This window comes from Microcoleus anatoxicus (assembly GCF_042465725.1).
Taxonomy (GTDB): Bacteria; Cyanobacteriota; Cyanobacteriia; order Cyanobacteriales; family Microcoleaceae; genus Microcoleus; species Microcoleus anatoxicus.
Genome location: NZ_CP120853.1, coordinates 3,760,991 through 3,778,697 on the forward strand (window position 1 = coordinate 3,760,991; position 17,707 = coordinate 3,778,697).

Genomic DNA, 17,707 nt, shown 5'->3' on the forward strand with positions numbered 1-17,707 from the left:
AGTATCAAGTAATTGCTCTCTAATAAACTTCATCATGCGTTCCAATATCAATCAATATAATCAACTCTTCTGCTGTTTCACTATCCCGATCGAGACTATAAATAATTCGACAATCGTACTCAACCCAACACGCCCATAATCCTTCTAATTGACCGCGCAATTTATGAGATTTTAAAGATGGTTCAAATTGGTCATTTGCTAAATTTTCCAAAATAGCCAAGATTTTAGCTTCTAAATGTGGATTTTTGCGAATAATCCGCTTAAAAGCTCGCTTAAAGCTGTTATCCCATACTAAATTTATCATTCATCATCATCCAGTAAATCAGCTTTCAATTGTTCTAGATTACCGCGCTTGGCATTCCCTGCTTTGAACGCGGCTAGGGTTTTTCTAGCATTTCTAGCAATTTCTTCTCGACGATTTTCTATCCGCCGTTTTTGGATTAATTCAACTAATAAGTCTTGTTCTTCTGTTGAGAGAACTTCAACATATTCAATGACTTTTTGTAAAGAGATAGAATCGCTCATAAACGTTAACCTTTATTTATTTGCTTTCGGATTTTTGCCGATACCTTTCGATCGCCGCTTTCAGCTTAGAGTTAAGTTCTGGTGGGTTGTCAATCGCTGAGGTAACAATTTCCCAATTTGGTTCGGAAAGAACGATTGGTTCTGGTTTGAGTGGCATTTCTTGGGCTAGATTTAGAGCAACTTCGAGCAGATATTCGCTCAGACTAAGACCCCAGAGGGTAGCTGCTTTTTCTAACAGTTCTTTTTGTTCCCGATTGATAGTTATCTCAAGGGTGCTTGTTTGGGGAGTTTGTGTAGGGGTTGACATATTTTTACACTGAGAGCAAGGTTGGCTCATTTGATATTATAGCAATTTTTCAGGTGGGCGATCGCTTCTACGCTGCAACAGCGCATCTATCGCTGGATTTATCGTTTCCTGAACTTCTCCATTTTCACCGTGAATTACCACATCAAGCCATTGAGCTTTTGCAGAACCCACTGCATATTTCAACGCTGCTTCCTGAGTGGGAAATACCTTTTGACTTGACCCTGCATTTTCCTCTGTCACCGCCCACCCATTGAGATGAGGTGCTACGTGCAGTTTGTGATTCAATTCCTTCAATACCCGCTGCCCAATCCAATTAAAGTAATGCCGACAATTGTTTCACTATCCTCATGATAACGGGCGATCGCTCCATCGCTAATGTCCACAGCTACACCTTCGCGCGGTTCTCCCAGCGAGATATATAGAACATCCGCTTCTTTATCGTAGAAACCTGTAATAGTTGTGGAATCTTCGAGAATTTTTACTGTTTTGTCCATATAATTTTATTATGTGTGCATGGGCTATATCTAAGATATACTGCTTTGATAAATTTATTGTAGCAAAGACTCTTTCAAGCTTATACTAAAGTTACGATACAGTTAATAATTTTCAGCTAAAAGATACTTTCTCAATCATCGTTCAGTATTCGAGGGAAAAAATGGGGGAAATTTCAGAGACAAGCCGTTGGCAAGGACGAGTGGCAAAAATTCTTAGTGACAAAAGAGGCGGATTCATTTCACCAGACGATCAAAGTGATGACCTTTATTTTATCGCTTCACAAGTTGAGCACGATAAGTTAGAAATTTTGAAGCCTGGAGATATCGTTACTTTTACTGTTGGCAAAGCCAAGGATGGCAAGCTGGTTTTTGCTAATAAAGTAGAATTAGTCAGCGCAGAAAATACTAATAAGAATTATACAACAGAAACTCGCTTTCAGGGTCATGTCAAAACACTTTTTCCCAACAGGCAATCGGGTTATATTACACTTGATGGTAGCACTCAAGACCTCTATTTTATTGCCAAGCAAGTAGAAGAGAATCAACTTGAAACTCTTAAAGCGGGGGATGCAGTTACCTTTACTATTGGTGAGAACAAAGAGGGGAGACGATTTGCCAATAGAATCCAGCTTATTGATGTTGAGCAAATAGATCAAAATGATTATCCTGCTGAGTCTATCCCAACGCCTATTACCTGTGATGAACTTAAAAACCAAATAATTGAGCAATTTAAGCGAATAGTATATACAACTAATTCAAGTGAATTTGAGGACTTGACTTTTTTATTACTCAAAAATTTGGGCATCCATTATCTCTATCAATATGACAAGAGAAACCAAGCTGGTAGAGCAGATGGATTTTTCATTATTGGCAACCTTGCAGTAATGTATGATTGCACGCTAAGGGATGGTTTTGAAGAATATAAAAAAGACCAAATAGAAAACTATATAAATAAGCTTGAGCAGGCTCAGTTGACATTTAACCTTAGATCTTCAGACGGTCTACAAAAGAAAAAAACTCTGAGAATTGATGGCAAAAGCAAACAAGTTTGGATTATTACTCTAGGTCAAACGCGAGAAATCAGTGATTACGGTAATATCAAAGTTAAGGAAGTTTCGGTAAATCATCTTATTTGGCTACTTCAAGAGAGATTAAACCGAGATGTGATTGAAGAAGATGATTTGGCCCTTAATCTACTATCTCGTATAGAAAAGGTCATTCCTGCTTAAAGCAGTTTTGCATTTTGAGTAAGGTGGGCAAATGCCCACCCTACAACTAACTACGCGCCGACAGATTCCTTCGCTGCGTAAAGCACCTCAACGGTAATCTTATCAATTCCCCGATCGCGCGCGAATTTCTCAGTATTCCGCTTGACTTTCCCGCGCACAAAACCAGGAATTTTATTCAATTCCGCCTGTCCATCCTTCGTCCAACCCATATCAGAGTCAGCCGAAATTCCCTTAGTAATCACTTCCTTGGTATCGTGGCCGCCGAAGATTTCCAGCAAGTGGTCTTCCATTCCCAAAGTAAAGGAATTGTAGACCAAATCTACGCACTGATTCGTGCCTTCATAACCCAAAAATGGCTTGTAGCCGATCGGGAAATTTTGGACGTGAATCGGTGCAGCAATTACCCCGCACGGAATATCCAACCGCTTACCGACGTGACGTTCCATTTGCGTGCCGAAAATTGCCGAAGGTTCGGCTTTGGCGATCGCATCCCCGATCGCCCCATGATCCTCCGTCACCAGCACTTCATCGCAATACCCTTTTACCTCTTCCCGGAACCAATCAGCATCATGTTTGCAGTAGGTTCCTGCCCACACAACGTGGATTCCCATCTCGCGAGCCAAAATCTTCGTCATCGCCGCTGCGTGGGTATTATCGCCAAATACGACCGCTTTTTTGCCAGTTAAATTCTGACAGTCGATCGACCTGGAAAACCAAGCAGCCTGAGACACAAACCGCGTTTGTTGGTCAATAAAATTTTCGTAATCAACATCCGCACCTTGGGCATTCAATACTTGCTGAATTTTGCGAATACAACGGGCCGTTTCTACCACACCCATGGGGGTAATATCCACCATCGGCGTGCCGAATTCTGTTTGCAAATACTCTCCAGCCATCATCCCTAATTCGCGATAGGGAACCAGGTTAAACCAGGCCCGCGGCAGTCTTTTTAAGTTATGAACTGAAGCACCTTCGGGAATAACTTCGTTGACTTCTATACCCAAATCTGCCATCAAACGCTTCAACTCAGTACAGTCGTGCTGGTTGTGGAAACCCAGCGTAGACATCCCGATGATGTTGACTGATGGTTTTTCGCTTTTGGTTTCTACTAAATCGCCTTTTTTGCGGGCTTTGTTGATGTAAAATTTGACGATTTGTTCTAAAGTGCGATCGGCTGCTTGGAGTTCGTTTACGCGATAGTGGTTAACATCAGCCAGCAACACATCGCCTTTGGCTTCCAATTGAGCTCGCTCCACGAAGTTTTCTAGGTCTTCTTGCAGAATGCTGGAAGTGCAAGTGGGAGTCAAAACAATTAAATCTGGGTGTTCTTCTCTGTCTTTACGGGTGATATTGTCCACCACTCGTTCCTGGGAACCACGGGCGAGTACGTGTCTGTCAACGACGCTGGTGGTGACTGGGGTGAAGTCCCGTTCTCTTTCCAGCATGGAACGCATGACATTGAAGTAATCGTCTCCTATGGGTGCGTGCATGATTGCATGGACGTTTTTGAAGGAACTAGCAACGCGCAGGGTGCCAATGTGGGCTGGGCCTGCGTACATCCAATAAGCCAATTTCATAGGTATTTTTCCTTGTGCTGGTTGAGAGTTGCTCGATCGGGCGATTACTGCTAAATTTTAGGGTTGTTTCCGATTCTCTCACCGAATGAATCCTTTAGAAATAGTGAGTTTCTCTAGATTTGTTGATTTGGGCGATCGGTCAAACCCTCTTCCTGCTAAGGATTTGACCCCTAAATAAAATAACTTTGCTCGGCTTTTGTTGCAATAATTCTTAACCTTTTGTCAATTTTCGTTAATACCTAGGCAAATTCAATTCCTACCACCTAGATATTAAATGCCTACCTGATTCCTCACAGCGACATATTAATCAATTTGATTGATTGTTTAAAGCAGAGTAGAAATACTATTAATATAGTAAAATACGCATTTATTTGAAAATTTCTTCCATACTGATCCAAAAACTGCAAGTCTTGTGATTAATCATACAAACTCCTGAAAAATCCGGCTGGGGCGGGGAAGTCCAAAATCATTATCGAGTGAGTATACAGCAATGATTTCATTCTTTAATCTAAAATACTATGAACTCTCTATGGCTGACTCCTGTGGATGCCAAAATCCCTACGGTGGGAGGCTACCGGTAGTGGTTTGCTGTCAAGGCCCACTTTCCCACGCATCCAAAAAAACAGCTCTTGAGTGATAATGGAGAGTAATATTAACTTAGCACACCTAATTTCAGAGAACCCAACTATGATGGCAATTCCCGGCGTTGCAGTTCTCGCTCTCATTTATGAAAGCAGCACATCCCTGGTTTACCGCGGCCGGGATGAGCAGAACAATCAGCCTGTTATTATAAAACTTATCAAAGAAGACTATCCGACTCCTGAAGAGCTTAATAGATATCGGCGCGAATATCAAATTACTGCCAGCTTAAAGTTAGACGGAGTGGTAACAGTCCACAAGTTGCTATCTGTGAGAAATAGTTTGGCAATGATTTTAGAAGATTTTGGCGGCGAATCTTTGAGAATCTTCATGGCTTCCCAAAAATTCACAATTTTAGGATTTTTAACTACGGCAATCAAAATTGCTGAAACCTTGGGAGAAATTCACGCTAACAATGTAATTCACAAAGATATTAACCCCGGCAATATTGTTTTTAACTCAGCTACTGGCAAAGTCAAACTCATAGATTTTAGTATTTCCACTGCCAGCGAATTCGATAACATTCCCAATAAAGACCCTAATTTTTTAGAAGGTACTTTAGCCTATATGTCGCCGGAACAAACCGGTAGAATGAACCGGGTAATAGATTATCGCACCGACTTCTATTCCTTGGGTGTCACCTTCTATGAAATTCTGGCAGGAGAACTCCCTTTTAACACAGCAGATCCCATGGAGTTGGTTCATTGTCATATCGCTAAACAGCCAGTACCTCTTAAGGAAATTGCACCGGAAATCCCTCAAGCTGTTTCAGATATTGTGATGAAATTGTTAGCCAAAACTGCTGATGAACGCTATCAAAGCGCCTGGGGACTGAAAGCAGATTTGGAATCTTGTCTGTTTCAGTTGCAGACATCGGGGTTGATTTCTGAGTTTACTCTCGGTAGTCAAGACATTTCAGATAAATTTAAAATACCTCAAAAATTATACGGCAGAAAGCGAGAAGTAGAAACTCTTTTAGCAGCATTTGAACGGGTAGCAGCCACAAATTATCGTTCTAACCGTCGCACCGAACACTCTCAAATTGCTGTGATTAATAAAGATGTAAAATCCACAGCAGAAACTTCTCAATTATTGCTAACCCGAAGAGAATATCATAAATCCCGCAGCGAGATGATGCTAATTGCTGGTTATTCCGGTATTGGCAAATCCGCCATGGTGAAAATTTTAGAAAAACCGATTACTTGCAGACAGGGATATTTTATCTGGGGTAAGTTTGACCAGTACAAACGGACGATTCCTTACTCGGCGGTTGTGATCGCTTTTTCAGAATTGGTGCGACAGCTTTTAACTGAAAGTGAAACCCAGTTAGCAGTATGGCGGGAAAAACTTCGCAGCGCTTTCGGCCAAAATGGGCAAATTATTATTGATGTCATTCCCGAAGTAGAACTGATTGTTGGACCTCAGTCTCCTGTAGTTGAATTAGGGCCAACGGAGTCTCTAAATCGCTTTAATCTGGTTTTTCAAAATTTTATTCGCGTATTTTGTCAGCCAGAACATCCCCTGGTAATTTTTCTGGACGATTTGCAGTGGGCTGATTCTGCGACTCTCAAGTTGATCGAATTGATGATGACAGATGAGGCTACGCAATATCTGTTTTTAATTGGGGCTTATCGCGATAACGAAGTGAGTCCCACTCATCCTTTAATGATGACTGTGGAGACGCTGCGAAATCAAGAAGCAATTGTCAATCAGATTGCTTTATTGCCACTGGGAGTGGACAATATAACTCATTTGATTGCAGAGACTTTGCATAGCGATCGAGAATCTGTCAAACCTTTAGCTGAACTCGTTGTCAGCAAAACTGATGGCAATCCTTTTTTTGTCAATCAATTTCTACACACATTATATCAGGAAGACCTCCTAGTTTTTCATCCCCCTCTGTCTGGAAATAAAGGTGGCTGGCATTGGGACATAAATCAAATAGAGCAGTGCGCTATCACTGATAATGTGGTAGATTTGATGGTGCAAAAGTTAAGAAAACTGCCTAGTTCAACTCAGCAAGTTTTGCGTTTAGTAGCTTGTTTGGGTAATGAATTTGACTTAAATACCCTGTCTTTAATTAATGAAAAAGAAGCCTCAGAAACTTTTTCCCATTTGTTACCAGCGATTAAGTCGGGATTGATTTTGCCAAGTTCGGAATTGGAAAGTAAGTCCTTAGATTATGTGATGTTTCCGCTGTTAATTCTCAATTATAAATTTTTGCATGACCGGGTACAACAAGCAGCCTATGCTTTAATTGATGATTCGGAAAAAAAAGCTGTTCACCTGAAAATAGGTAGGCAAATATTAGAAAATACTCCGACTGAATATCGGGCTGACAGAATTTTTGAATTGGTCGATCACTTGAATGTGGCTCGAACTTTAATCGGGGAAGATAAAGAATTAATTGAACTGGCGACGTTGAATTTAGACGCGGCGAGGCGAGCCAAAGATGCCACAGCTTATGTTTCAGCTTTGCAGTATTTAACCGCAGGTATGGACGGCTTGACGGAGGATATTTGGGATTCCCACTATGACTTAGCTTTTGCTTTGCATATGGAACGAGCAAATGTTGAGTATTTAAACGGTTATTTTGAAAAATCCGAAGGGTTTATCAATATAACTTTACAAAAAGCCCGATCGCCTTTAGAGAAAGTAGAAATTTACAACCTACTGATCGTACAGTACACCCTGCGTGCCAAGTACGAGGATGCAGTCAAAGCGGGCATCAAAGCCTTGAACTTGCTGGGTATCGATTTACCCCTAGATGGGCTGCAAACCGTGATTTCTGAAGAATTTGAGGCAGCCAAGAGCATTTTGGGCGATCGCGAAATTGCTTCATTGATTGACGCCCCAGAAATGACTATCCCAGAAAAAAAAGTTGCCGTTAAATTAATCACAAATTTACTAACATCCGCCTACCTAAACAATCCAGATTTGTGGAAAGTCAGCGTATTAAAAGGACTAAATCTGTCTCTCAAATACGGTTTAGTTCCCGAAGCATCTCTTTGTTACGCAGGTTATGGTATGTTTTTGAATGCGGTTTCAGGAGATTACAAAACCGCCTATCAATTTGCCATGCTGTCCCTGAATTTGAGCGAAAAATCTGGAAATTTGGGTCTAAAATGTCGAGCCTGTTCATCCCTAGTCAGTATTTTTCATTACTGGTTCAATCATATCAAAGAAGCTTACGCAATTAGTAATGAAGGATATCAAGCGGCTTTAGAATCTGGGGATTTAGAATATGCAGGTTATATTCTGTCCAACCGCATCGCCAATTATTTCTTTCAAGGCCGAGATATTGCCCAAGTGCTCGCAGATACCAAAGGATATTTGCAATTCAGCCAAAAAACCAAAAATCAACTGGTAACTGATACATTATTAGGAGTTGAGTTAATTCTCCGTAACCTCAGCAAACTCACTACTGAAAAACTGGTTTTTGAGAACGAAGAAATTACCGAATTAGAGTATGTATACAATTGTCAAGCCCATCAAAATTTGTACTCGCTGTGCTTGTATCAAATTCGTAAATGCCAGGTATTGTACTTGTATGGTAACTACAAAGAAGCATTACAATTAGCTTTGGAAGTGGAAAAGCAGCTTTCCTTTATTACAGGAGCTATACCCGCAACCGAATGGAATTTTTACTTTTCGTTAGTGCTAATCGCTGTCTATCCCAATGTTTCTAAGTCAGATCAAACGCTGTATTTAGAGAAGTTAGAAAAGAATCAAAGAGAGATGAAAATTTGGGCAGATAACTGTCCAGAAAATTTTCTACACAAGCACGTTTTAGTGCAAGCAGAAATAGCCAGAATTTCCAAAAAAGACTCAGAAGCTGTAGAATTGTACGACTTCGCCATCACTTTAGCTCAAGACAATGAGTTTGTCCAAAATGAAGCCTTAGCTAATGAACTAGCCGCCAAATATTGGTTAAATAAAGGCAAATATCAATATGCTAAAATTCACTTACGGGATGCTCATTCCTGTTACCAACGCTGGGGTGCCGCGCGAAAAGTAGATGATTTAGAACAAAAATATCCCCAGTTGCGGGAAATGACACCTCTCAACGGCAATTTTGCCCTCAACCAAACTACCACAACTATTCATACTTCTACTGGTAGCGATGCGAGGGCCCTGGATTTAGCGACGGTAATGAAGGCATCTCTGGCAATTTCTAGCGAAATTGTCCTGGATAAGTTGCTGGGTTCTTTGATGAGGATATCGCTGGAAAATGCTGGTGCTCAATTAGGTTTTCTGATCTTAGTCAGAGAGGGAAAACTTTTAATTTTAGCGAAAGCTTCAGTATTTGCCGAAGATGTCACGATGTTGCCATTTATGCCTCTTGAGGAATGTCAGGATTTACCTGTGACGGTGATTAATTATGTGGAAAGGACTCGATCGGACTTGGTGTTGAGCAATGCGGCGGCGGAGGGACTATTTACGGCAGATCCCTACGTCGCCCAGAACCAACTCCAATCTATTTTGTGTACTCCCATTGTGAATCGAGGCAAACTAATCGGCATTCTTTATTTGGAAAATAATTTGACTATCGGTGCTTTTACTCCTCACAGATTGGAAGTTTTAAGGTTGCTTTCTTCTCAAGTTGCTATTTCTTTAGAAAATGCTCTGCTTTACAATTCTGTGGAGCAGAAAGTGCAAGAGCGGACGCAGGAGTTAAATGAAAAAAATGAGAGTTTAGAACAAACTTTGCGCGAGCTAAAACTCACTCAGGCTCAATTGATTCAAACCGAAAAAATGTCTAGTCTGGGACAAATGGTGGCGGGTGTAGCTCACGAGATTAATAATCCTGTAAGTTTTATCTATGGAAATCTGACACCAGCGGGCGAATATGTCCAAGATTTGCTGAAATTGATTGAGCTTTACCAGCAGCACTATCCAGATCCGAATGATGAAATTATGGATGAGATTGAAACTATTGAACTGGAATTTTTGATCGAAGATTTGCAAAAGTTGCTGGATTCTATGAAGGTGGGAGCTGAAAGAATTCGCGATATTGTGTTGAGTTTGCGGAATTTTTCGCGCCTAGATGAAGCCGAAATGAAGTCGGTTGATATTCATCAAGGGATTGACAGTACGGTGATGCTGTTGCAGCCTCGTCTGAGAAAGGAGGGCGGGCGTTTGGGTATTGAGGTGATTAGAAATTACGGGAATTTGCCGCTAATTACTTGTTATGCGTCGCAGTTGAATCAGGTGTTTATGAATATCTTGACCAATGCGATCGATGCGCTGTTGTTGGTAAGAGATAGCCCAGAAAATTATCAAAAAAAGCCTGCTATTACGATCGCCACGGAGGTGACCGATCGGAGTTCGGCGATCGTTAGAATTGGGGATACGGGTCCTGGGATGACGAGGGAGGTGCTGCACAAGATTTTTGACCCGTTTTTTACGACTAAACCTGTGGGTTCTGGTACGGGTTTGGGATTGTCTATTTGTCACTCGATTGTGGTGAGTTCTCATGGTGGGAAATTGACTTGTGTTTCTGCACCGGGAGAGGGGAGTGAGTTTATTATTGAAATTCCCATCGCCCCACGGCTGGTGATGTAAAAAAGATAATCAATAATAGGCTTCATGCCCCATGCTGGGACCCGAAAGTCGCAACTCGGAAATTATCACTAACATCAAAACAGTCAAAGCTTTTGCGACAGAAACAGGGGAACTAAAAAAGCAAACCACCAGACTCGATGGCGAATTAAAAGTAGTGATATCAAATCCGTTGACATCGGAATTATTATTTCTCTCTTCTCTTTCTCTGTGTCCTCTGTGTTCTCTGTGGTTTAATAATTCCGATACAACCGGAATTGATGGGGAGCGAGGAATGCGCTTATCCGGTGGTCAGCGACAGCGATTGGGCATTGCTAGGGCGCTGTTAGTGGAGCCGGATGTGTTAATTTTCCATGAGGCTACTTCGAGTTTGGATTATGAAAGCGAGCGATCGATCCAGATTGCTATGCGAAATATCCTCGGTACGCGCACTACCATCATTATTGCCCACAGACTCAGTACCATTCGTGAAGCCGATGCGATCGTCGTACTCGATGGCGGTAGAATCGTCGAAGTTGGCAGCCACAGCGAACTCTTGAAGCAACAAGGCATTTACCGGAGGCTGCACTCCCTGCAAGAAACCGATCAGTTGCTTGATTAGTCAAAGGATTTTGGATTTGGGATTGCAATTTCCCAATTCCCGATCCCGGAGCTACGGTGTCCTACAGCCCTTGTTTGACTTATATATTACCAATTTTTGATTAGTATTTTAAATGTGTTGTTCCCAACCCAGAAAATGATGATAAGGTATTTAACTGTGGTGCAAATGGGTCGATGCCCGAGCGGTTAATGGGGGCGGACTGTAAATCCGCTGGCTACGCCTACGCTAGTTCAAATCTAGCTCGGCCCACCACTTTTTAATTAAAAGTTAAAATTTAAGAATTAAAAGTTAAAATTTTAGTTTGATATTTTTAATTGTTTATGCCCGTATAACTCAGTGGTAGAGTACCTCCTTGGTAAGGAGGAAGTCACGAGTTCAAATCTCGTTACGGGCTTACTTCGTCCTACTATATTTGTCAAGGGTTTCAGGATAACCAGACAGTAAAAGAGCTAGTTATCCGCTCACATCTCGCTCAGTCCTGCTCTTCCAAGTAGCTGAGTATGTCCAAAACTGCTTCCATGACACCGCTAGTGTCTCTCTCTAGAATTCCTGCATCCTCATACCAAGCTTGCAATTGCTCCCATAAATCTTTTTGAATTCCAGACGTTTATAAGAGGCCATAGAAAACACAAACGACTTGGCAGATGAATGACAACTAGAGAGTTCATGTAGCAACAAATATTAGAGCAGAAGGTATCAGAATACTACAAACGGATGGAACAGCCGTTTCTGCTAAGGTCGGGGAAGTAAGACCAACGAAAGGACGCAAGTCAGTTCTGAGGCATTCCCCCGCGATGTTAGAAGCCTGCACTATAATCGCTTCGATTTAGTGCAGGTAGTTCACCTTTTGATAACTTGCCGCATTTCTTCCCAGTGCGATCGATATTGTGCGATCGCCACATCCCCAAAAGGCAGTAGAAACTCGCTGCGATCGAGAATCTTGGCATCGGGTAATAGTACAGGATTAGTCCGAACCTCCTCCGGCAAATTCTCCGGTTTCATCCCCACAACGATCGGCGAACTAACTTTACTCAGCAAAGATAATTGAGGCGCAACAGAAGGTTGCCAACAAAAATTAATCCATTTTTCTACTAAGGGTACTGGATTTCCCGACGCTGGTTCTACCCACAAATCTGTCCAAAGTGCAGTTCCAGCAAGGGGAACTACTACGGCTAGATCTTTTTGAGTTGCCAACAGCGGTAGGATGTCTGCTGATGAACCAACGGCTAACCAAGTATCACCTAAAATCAAAGGTTGCAGGTAAGCATCGGAACTATAAAATTTAACTTGCTGATGTAATTTTGCAAGTTCTGTTTTGAGGTTAGAAACTTTATCTAACTCCTGGGTATTGTAGGATTTTCCTAAATTTTTTAAAGTTAAACCAATGACTTCTCTGGCATTGTTCGGTAGAGAAAGGCGATCGCGTAATTCCTCACGCCAGAGGTCTTTCCAATCTGTAGGAGTCCATCCCAAAGCCTTAAATTTGTCAGTGCGGTAGGCAATTACAGTGCTTCCCCACCGATAAGGTGTGGCCCAAATTTTACCTTTAGGGTCTAACTGACCCTGATTATTTCGTCTTACCAGTGTTCGCCATCTTTCGGGGATTTGTGGCCAGTTAGAAAATTTCTGGGGATCGATCGGTCTAATTAATTCTTGCCTAATTGCCAAAGTCAGCCAGTAATCTCCCAGCATCACTAAGTCAGCTTGATTTTTGGTTTGGGGACTCCGTTTCCAGTCTTGCAATAGGGCGAACAATTCTGTTAATTGCGTTGACTGCGTTACCTGCAAAACTGAAGAGGGTTTTGAATCGAGGCTAAACTTGCTGACGAGTTGGGCCGGAATCGCATTTTTGAGCGATCGAATTTTGAGACTAGGCTTCGACTCACACGCAGCCGCCAATTGAGTTAAAGTTAGGGTAGCTGTCCCCAATAGCAAAGACCTTCGTTTCACTTTTGAATGCGCTTTTCTAAATATTGACCGATGGTTTTGTGTTCTGTGGTCCGAGAAATAATCTTTGGTCGAATCCGGTACGGGGAGGCGATTTGTGTTATTTCTTCCTCAAACACAGAGCCATTGTACTCGGTTTTTCCACACAAAGTTGCAGCCTGGGCTGCTGAAAATTCTCTTTTTCAGGGCGTAATCGTCCCCAAGCCGCCGTGGCCCTCACTTTGGCGATCGCATACCATATTTTTTATTGGGCAACGGATGAATATGGAGGAAGACACCCAATGGATGAAGGGTAAAATTTCAAATTGAGGAACAAATACCTATAATTTTTGCTGAAATGTATCGCCTCAATATACTCTCATGATTTATACCACAAGAGTTGGCTCAAAAATTAAATAATTTGGTGATAAATCACACTTATGTAACGATTTGTCTAAGATATCAACATATAAGTTAAGATACACAGGACTGATTTATGGAAGCGCTTCGTCAACAAGTTTCACTATTGACTGAAAAAGTCAATGACCTCTACAAACTCATAGAAAATCTCAATGAAACTATATTGGAGTCAGCTAACCAGAATAAGCTGACCCAGCAACAGAACAACCAGCGATCGAGCATCGAAGCCAGTGAGCCGATCTCTGTCTATCCCGCCTACAGGAGTCTCGACGCGATGCTAGATCACAAAGACATCCTATTGGATGACAGTTACTTTGACAAGAATTCCCAAAACCTAGAAAAAGAACTGACAACCGATATTCAAATCCAGCGCCTAACCGCCCAGCTAACAGCAGCTTACAATCGGATCGCCGCCCTGGAGGAACAGTTGCTGTCAAAAAGAATACACTCAAAAAAATAGAGAAGTGTCAATCAAAAACTACCTACTTATCTGGAAAAAATTCCTCAGCAAATATAGCAACTCCCAGCAGGAATTTAGTTATTTGATAAGCGCGAGGCTAAAACTTCAACAGCTTCTAGAAGTTGAGATGGAGTCCAATTTGCCATGATGTTAGATGCGATCGCACACGCTCCAGCACCGACACCTTCTTTGACATATCCGCGATCGTAAGCTTGAAGTTGTGGATAAGCAGAACCTGCAAAACTTAGCTGTGCAGCCAACAAAGGTACACCGCCAACATCCTTAGCGAGTCCTACCGTGTCCCCTGTAGGGTCTTGAGCCACCCAGTCAGTAGTCCCCACCACGACTCGTTCGGGACACCATACAAGAGCATATTCGCGGGCGATCGCCTCCATCAAAGCATAAACGGCCAGCATTTGAGTGCCACCAGCCAGCATGACGCCACAAGTCCGACTCGCCGCGATCGCCATTGCCGCCGTCGCTATCTGCATGGGATCTCCCACCGCAGCCACCAATTCCAGAGGAGATATTTTCCCCCCCATTTTCCAGCCCACCATTTCCAGTCCTGTGGTGACTGCGGCCAATTTTTGAGCATGATTGCACTGAGGGTGACTGCTATTAACCTTCCCCGCCGCCGCTATACCCAAGCCCATTAATACAGCCAAAGCCGTAGTCGTACCCCCAACCACACACTCCCCTAAAATCACGTAGCTATCATTGGTGGTAGCAGCTAATTTAGCTCCCCACATTAATCCTTGTACCAGCAAATGTTCCACTGTTTCGAGTGCTAAAGCCTTCCCAGATGTGAGACATTTGGCCCTTTGCCCCCCTAAATCTATGGTAGGTACGGGAGGAAGCAAGGGCAAACCAGCGTTAAATAGGTAAAGGGGAATTTCCAAAGCCTCGACTACAGCGCGAGATATCAGTACCGGCGATGCGCCTGCTTCTAGGGGTGGCAAGGGATATTGGGGCTGAATTTGGGGGCCGTTATACAAAAATTCTGCATCTGCTAAACAGGTAAATTGGCGATCGTGGGGAGTTGCGCCTGCTGCGGAAATACCGGGAATTAAGCCAGTATCAGTAAATCCTAAAATGCAAGCAAATAGGGGTTTTTTCCCCCGATACGATTCCACCCACCTGTTGCCATGTTGAATTTCTGTATAAATATCAATCATCATTAGTTATTAGTTATTGGCTATTCAATAGACATCTCCCATAATTATTGTGGAACAGGCATCCTGCCTGTTCGACCCAGGCTTTTTGGGAGATGTCTAATAACTATTCTTCGTAATCAATCAAAACTTGTACCCAGCGTGGTGGTCGGGGGATGGGATTTCCTAAACGATCTAACAACAGCAAAGCTACTAAATGTACTACGAATAAATAGATAATATTATTAACTAAAATCATCCCGGCAGCGATCGCCTGAATCGTGTTCAAACTCGGCACGCTCAGCCAACCTAGTTTCACAAACACCCATTCCACCATCTCTGCTACTTGGGCGGTGACGTAAACCCAGAGGTCTTGGCCCACCAAGGCTGACAGCAGCCAAAACCGAAAAAAGAAACCAAAAGTCCCAATTAGCGCGCCCAAACTAATCGAAACAGACCAACTGGTTTTGCGCCTCCACAGTCCTCCGAGGGCAACTCCCATGATCCCAAAAGGTATGACATATAAAATGCTGCGGGTCGGACCCATCAGTACCGATAGTAACAAACCCGAAACTAAAGCCGCCATCCAAGCCGCCCGCTGACCCCAGCGCAGGTAGACTAGGGCAATGGGCACTGGAAAGAAGACTCGCAGCAAAGGTCCCAGTGGAAAATAGTAATTTACTAGCCAAATCAAGCTAGCGGTACTTGCTAAAAATGCCGTTTCCACCAGCCTCAAAGGTGCTGAGTTTCTGTTTGAGGTTGGGTCTGGATTGGTGCGATCGGCAGACAAAGCTGAAATAGCTGGGTTCTGCGGGTCGTTATTTGTATTAGGCGAACTGCTCACATTTGATGCAGAATCTGCTGAGAAAAAATCACTCATCCGATTTTAGATGTTATATTTTAAATATTAGCTTTCACGAGACTAGAAACCAGTTTTTCTTAGTCGATAAATCCTAGCCCAATTTAATATTTATCCCTAACTTCTGGTTTCTGGTCATCAGTCTGATGTGAGATGAATTTTCTCAGCCAAACAATCACCACGATTATTTTTAGACCTTGGGTTCCTGAATCACAAAAACCGAGCAAGATGCGTGGTGAACGACATAATTGCTGACGCTACCGAGGAAAGCTTCTGCGATCCCCGTGCGCCCACGCCGCCCCAAGATGATTAAATCTGCGCCCCAATTTTGGGAATATTCACAGATACAATGGCCTGTATCGCCATCTATTTGGGAGTCAAATTCCACCTTTACTCCTTGATTTGCTGCTGCGTCGCAGTAATTTTTCAGCAAACTCTCCCCTTGTTTGACTTCTTTTTCCAGCAACAAACGTTGAGTTTGATAAGCCTGATCCATTAACTGTACATTCATGCCCAAATCTACCGGAATTGGTACGGTAGACTCGCCCAAGGAGTTGACTGTGACGCAATGAAATAACATCACAGCAGCTTGATTAGCCTTAGCTAATTCTAAAGTTTCGCTGAACACGCGGTGGCTCAATTCAGAGTCATCTAAGGCCGCAAAGATTTTATGAAAACTCATTGATTAACCTCCGATGGTAATTAATAAACAGCGACAAGGGAGAAAATGCCTTCGACTTTAGTTCACAATCTCCCTCACTTCTAGACTAACAGCCGTTCTAGGGCGTGCAAGTCTGGAATACACAAAATGTCGCGTTCGCGCTGAATAGTTCCTTTTTTTTCCAACTTGCTGAGCACCCGCGTTACTGTTTCCCTCGCTAGACCGCTGAGACTGCTCAATTCTCTGTGTGGGAGGTTGGGAATTTCTGTACCTCCTGTGGACATGATTTTCCCTTGTCCTTCTGCCAAAAATAATAGAATATCTGCTACTCGCGAGGTACTGTCGGACTCTCGCAAGCGGAGACGACGATTAACTTGTCGCAGCCTGCGGGCCATCAGTTGAGCGAGCCGAATCCCTGCTAGCGGCTCGGTGTGAATTAGTTGCACAAAATCCTGAGATGGCATATTGCCGATCAGTGTCGGAGCTAGGGTAATGACATCTGTCGATCGCGGTGTTTCTTCGATCGCCGCCATTTCACCGAATAGCTCTCCTTTGCCTAAAATATTGAGCGTTACTTCTTTTCCGTCTAAGTTGTAGGTGCGAATTTTAACCCAACCATCCAATATAAAATACACAGATGTACCCCAGTCATTTTCCAACAAAATCACTTGATTTGAAGGATGGCTGCGGGTAACAATGTGGACAGTTGCTCTCTCAATTACAGGATCGGGTAAGCCTAAAAAGAAAGGAGTGGATACTATCAATTGATTGATATTTGACTGCGGATCTCGGGTGTTAAAGCGGTCTTCCATGAGGCCATCATTTTAATTTATGCGTTCGAGCTGTGCTGGGCAGTTAAAAATAGCTTGCAGCCGAGTCATTGGATTTAAGAAACTACAAACAAGAATCTAAAATTAGCAGTTTTACCTCTGAATTTTTGCTCAAAAAGGTCAAAAAATGGAATTAATAGCCTAAATCTCGGATTGGGAGCTAGAAGCTAAAAAATATACCACAATTTTTGATACCAACATCTGTCACCGAAGTTTAGCTACATAATTGTAGCAGCCTAGTCCGAGAGTCAGAGGATGTGACTACCTTTGTCAAGCAGCTAGCGAGAGATAGTCTAACACTCCGCTGAGAGCTTTGTTGTCAGGAGACCCCTACTGTCTATTGGCACAGTCCGCTAATCTGTCAGACCAGTAACAAAATAGGATTTTCTACTGGCGACCAACTCTCCTTTGTCACCATCAATGGAACATTCGGGGGAATAGTAGCCTGAAGGTTGGCGATCGATCT

15 protein-coding genes, 2 tRNA genes and 1 pseudogene are annotated in these 17,707 nt (G+C 42.8%); 6 read left to right on the top strand and 12 right to left on the bottom strand.

Annotation, left to right across the window (positions count from 1 at the left end; all coding sequences use genetic code 11):
- Window positions 1-19: 19 nt before the first annotated feature.
- The 5 genes from P2A85_RS16350 to P2A85_RS16370 are packed head-to-tail and all read right to left on the bottom strand — an operon-like array spanning window position 20 to window position 1,326.
- Complete coding sequence (locus P2A85_RS16350; protein ID WP_377473839.1) at window positions 20-304, bottom strand: type II toxin-antitoxin system YafQ family toxin; 285 nt, start codon at window positions 302-304, stop codon at window positions 20-22.
- Window positions 301-525, bottom strand: coding sequence for a hypothetical protein (locus P2A85_RS16355; protein WP_377473841.1), 225 nt, complete (start codon window positions 523-525; stop codon window positions 301-303). Before P2A85_RS16355 ends, P2A85_RS16350 begins: the two co-directional genes overlap by 4 nt.
- Window positions 526-541: 16 nt before the next feature.
- Window positions 542-832 carry a DUF1778 domain-containing protein gene (locus P2A85_RS16360; RefSeq protein WP_377473842.1) on the bottom strand — a complete coding sequence of 97 codons (291 nt, stop codon included), beginning with the start codon at window positions 830-832 and terminating at the stop codon, window positions 542-544.
- 36 nt (window positions 833-868) lie between these two features.
- Window positions 869-1,126: a DUF2188 domain-containing protein gene (locus tag P2A85_RS16365; RefSeq protein ID WP_377473844.1), complete on the bottom strand. Its 258-nt coding sequence runs from the start codon at window positions 1,124-1,126 to the stop codon at window positions 869-871.
- Window positions 1,123-1,326 carry a DUF2283 domain-containing protein gene (locus P2A85_RS16370; protein WP_377473846.1) on the bottom strand — a complete coding sequence of 68 codons (204 nt, stop codon included), beginning with the start codon at window positions 1,324-1,326 and terminating at the stop codon, window positions 1,123-1,125. Before P2A85_RS16370 ends, P2A85_RS16365 begins: the two co-directional genes overlap by 4 nt.
- A gap of 161 nt (window positions 1,327-1,487) precedes the next feature.
- Between P2A85_RS16370 and P2A85_RS16375 the strand changes: the two genes are divergently transcribed.
- Entirely contained in the window at window positions 1,488-2,555 is a 1,068-nt protein-coding gene (locus P2A85_RS16375; protein WP_377473848.1) for a cold-shock protein, read from the top strand.
- Between the two features lie 50 nt (window positions 2,556-2,605).
- Here P2A85_RS16375 and bchB read toward each other — a convergent pair whose 3' ends face one another.
- A complete protein-coding gene (gene bchB / locus P2A85_RS16380; protein ID WP_377473850.1) occupies window positions 2,606-4,132 on the bottom strand; it encodes a ferredoxin:protochlorophyllide reductase (ATP-dependent) subunit B in 1,527 nt (508 codons plus the stop codon).
- 687 nt (window positions 4,133-4,819) lie between these two features.
- On the opposite strand from bchB, the gene P2A85_RS16385 reads away from it, so the two are divergent.
- The 4 genes and pseudogenes from P2A85_RS16385 to P2A85_RS16400 all read left to right on the top strand — a co-directional run bounded on the left by P2A85_RS16385 (window position 4,820) and on the right by P2A85_RS16400 (window position 11,328).
- Window positions 4,820-10,336 (top strand): AAA family ATPase, encoded by a 5,517-nt coding sequence (locus P2A85_RS16385; protein ID WP_377473852.1) that lies wholly within the window; start codon window positions 4,820-4,822, stop codon window positions 10,334-10,336.
- A 259-nt stretch (window positions 10,337-10,595) separates the two neighbouring features.
- A pseudogene (locus P2A85_RS16390) lies at window positions 10,596-10,934 on the top strand (ATP-binding cassette domain-containing protein); the annotation flags it as partial.
- Window positions 10,935-11,101: 167 nt separating this feature from the next.
- A tRNA-Tyr gene (locus P2A85_RS16395) sits at window positions 11,102-11,186 on the top strand.
- Window positions 11,187-11,256: 70 nt separating this feature from the next.
- Window positions 11,257-11,328 (top strand) — tRNA-Thr (locus P2A85_RS16400).
- Between the two features lie 446 nt (window positions 11,329-11,774).
- On the opposite strand, the gene P2A85_RS16405 is transcribed toward P2A85_RS16400, so the two are convergent.
- Both P2A85_RS16405 and P2A85_RS16410 read right to left on the bottom strand, forming a co-directional pair.
- Window positions 11,775-12,884: an extracellular solute-binding protein gene (locus tag P2A85_RS16405; RefSeq protein ID WP_377473854.1), complete on the bottom strand. Its 1,110-nt coding sequence runs from the start codon at window positions 12,882-12,884 to the stop codon at window positions 11,775-11,777.
- Window positions 12,881-13,000: a hypothetical protein gene (locus P2A85_RS16410; RefSeq protein ID WP_377481543.1), complete on the bottom strand. Its 120-nt coding sequence runs from the start codon at window positions 12,998-13,000 to the stop codon at window positions 12,881-12,883. Before P2A85_RS16410 ends, P2A85_RS16405 begins: the two co-directional genes overlap by 4 nt.
- Before the next feature lie 356 nt (window positions 13,001-13,356).
- Here P2A85_RS16410 and P2A85_RS16415 point away from each other — a divergent pair, with 356 nt between their 5' ends.
- Window positions 13,357-13,740 carry a hypothetical protein gene (locus P2A85_RS16415; protein WP_377473856.1) on the top strand — a complete coding sequence of 128 codons (384 nt, stop codon included), beginning with the start codon at window positions 13,357-13,359 and terminating at the stop codon, window positions 13,738-13,740.
- Window positions 13,741-13,814: 74 nt separating this feature from the next.
- Here the strand turns inward: P2A85_RS16415 and cobT are convergent, their stop codons facing one another.
- From cobT to P2A85_RS16435, 4 genes are all read right to left on the bottom strand, one after another.
- Complete coding sequence (gene cobT, locus P2A85_RS16420; RefSeq protein ID WP_377481547.1) at window positions 13,815-14,915, bottom strand: nicotinate mononucleotide-dependent phosphoribosyltransferase CobT; 1,101 nt, start codon at window positions 14,913-14,915, stop codon at window positions 13,815-13,817.
- Window positions 14,916-15,018: 103 nt separating this feature from the next.
- The gene (locus P2A85_RS16425) at window positions 15,019-15,771 is read right to left on the bottom strand and encodes a DUF2232 domain-containing protein (protein ID WP_377473859.1); all 753 of its coding nucleotides are present in this window, start codon (window positions 15,769-15,771) and stop codon (window positions 15,019-15,021) included.
- A gap of 169 nt (window positions 15,772-15,940) precedes the next feature.
- On the bottom strand, window positions 15,941-16,432 hold the full coding sequence (locus P2A85_RS16430; RefSeq protein ID WP_377473860.1) for a universal stress protein: 492 nt from the start codon (window positions 16,430-16,432) through the stop codon (window positions 15,941-15,943).
- A gap of 80 nt (window positions 16,433-16,512) precedes the next feature.
- The gene (locus P2A85_RS16435) at window positions 16,513-17,223 is read right to left on the bottom strand and encodes a Crp/Fnr family transcriptional regulator (RefSeq protein ID WP_340525437.1); all 711 of its coding nucleotides are present in this window, start codon (window positions 17,221-17,223) and stop codon (window positions 16,513-16,515) included.
- Window positions 17,224-17,707 lie beyond the last annotated feature (484 nt).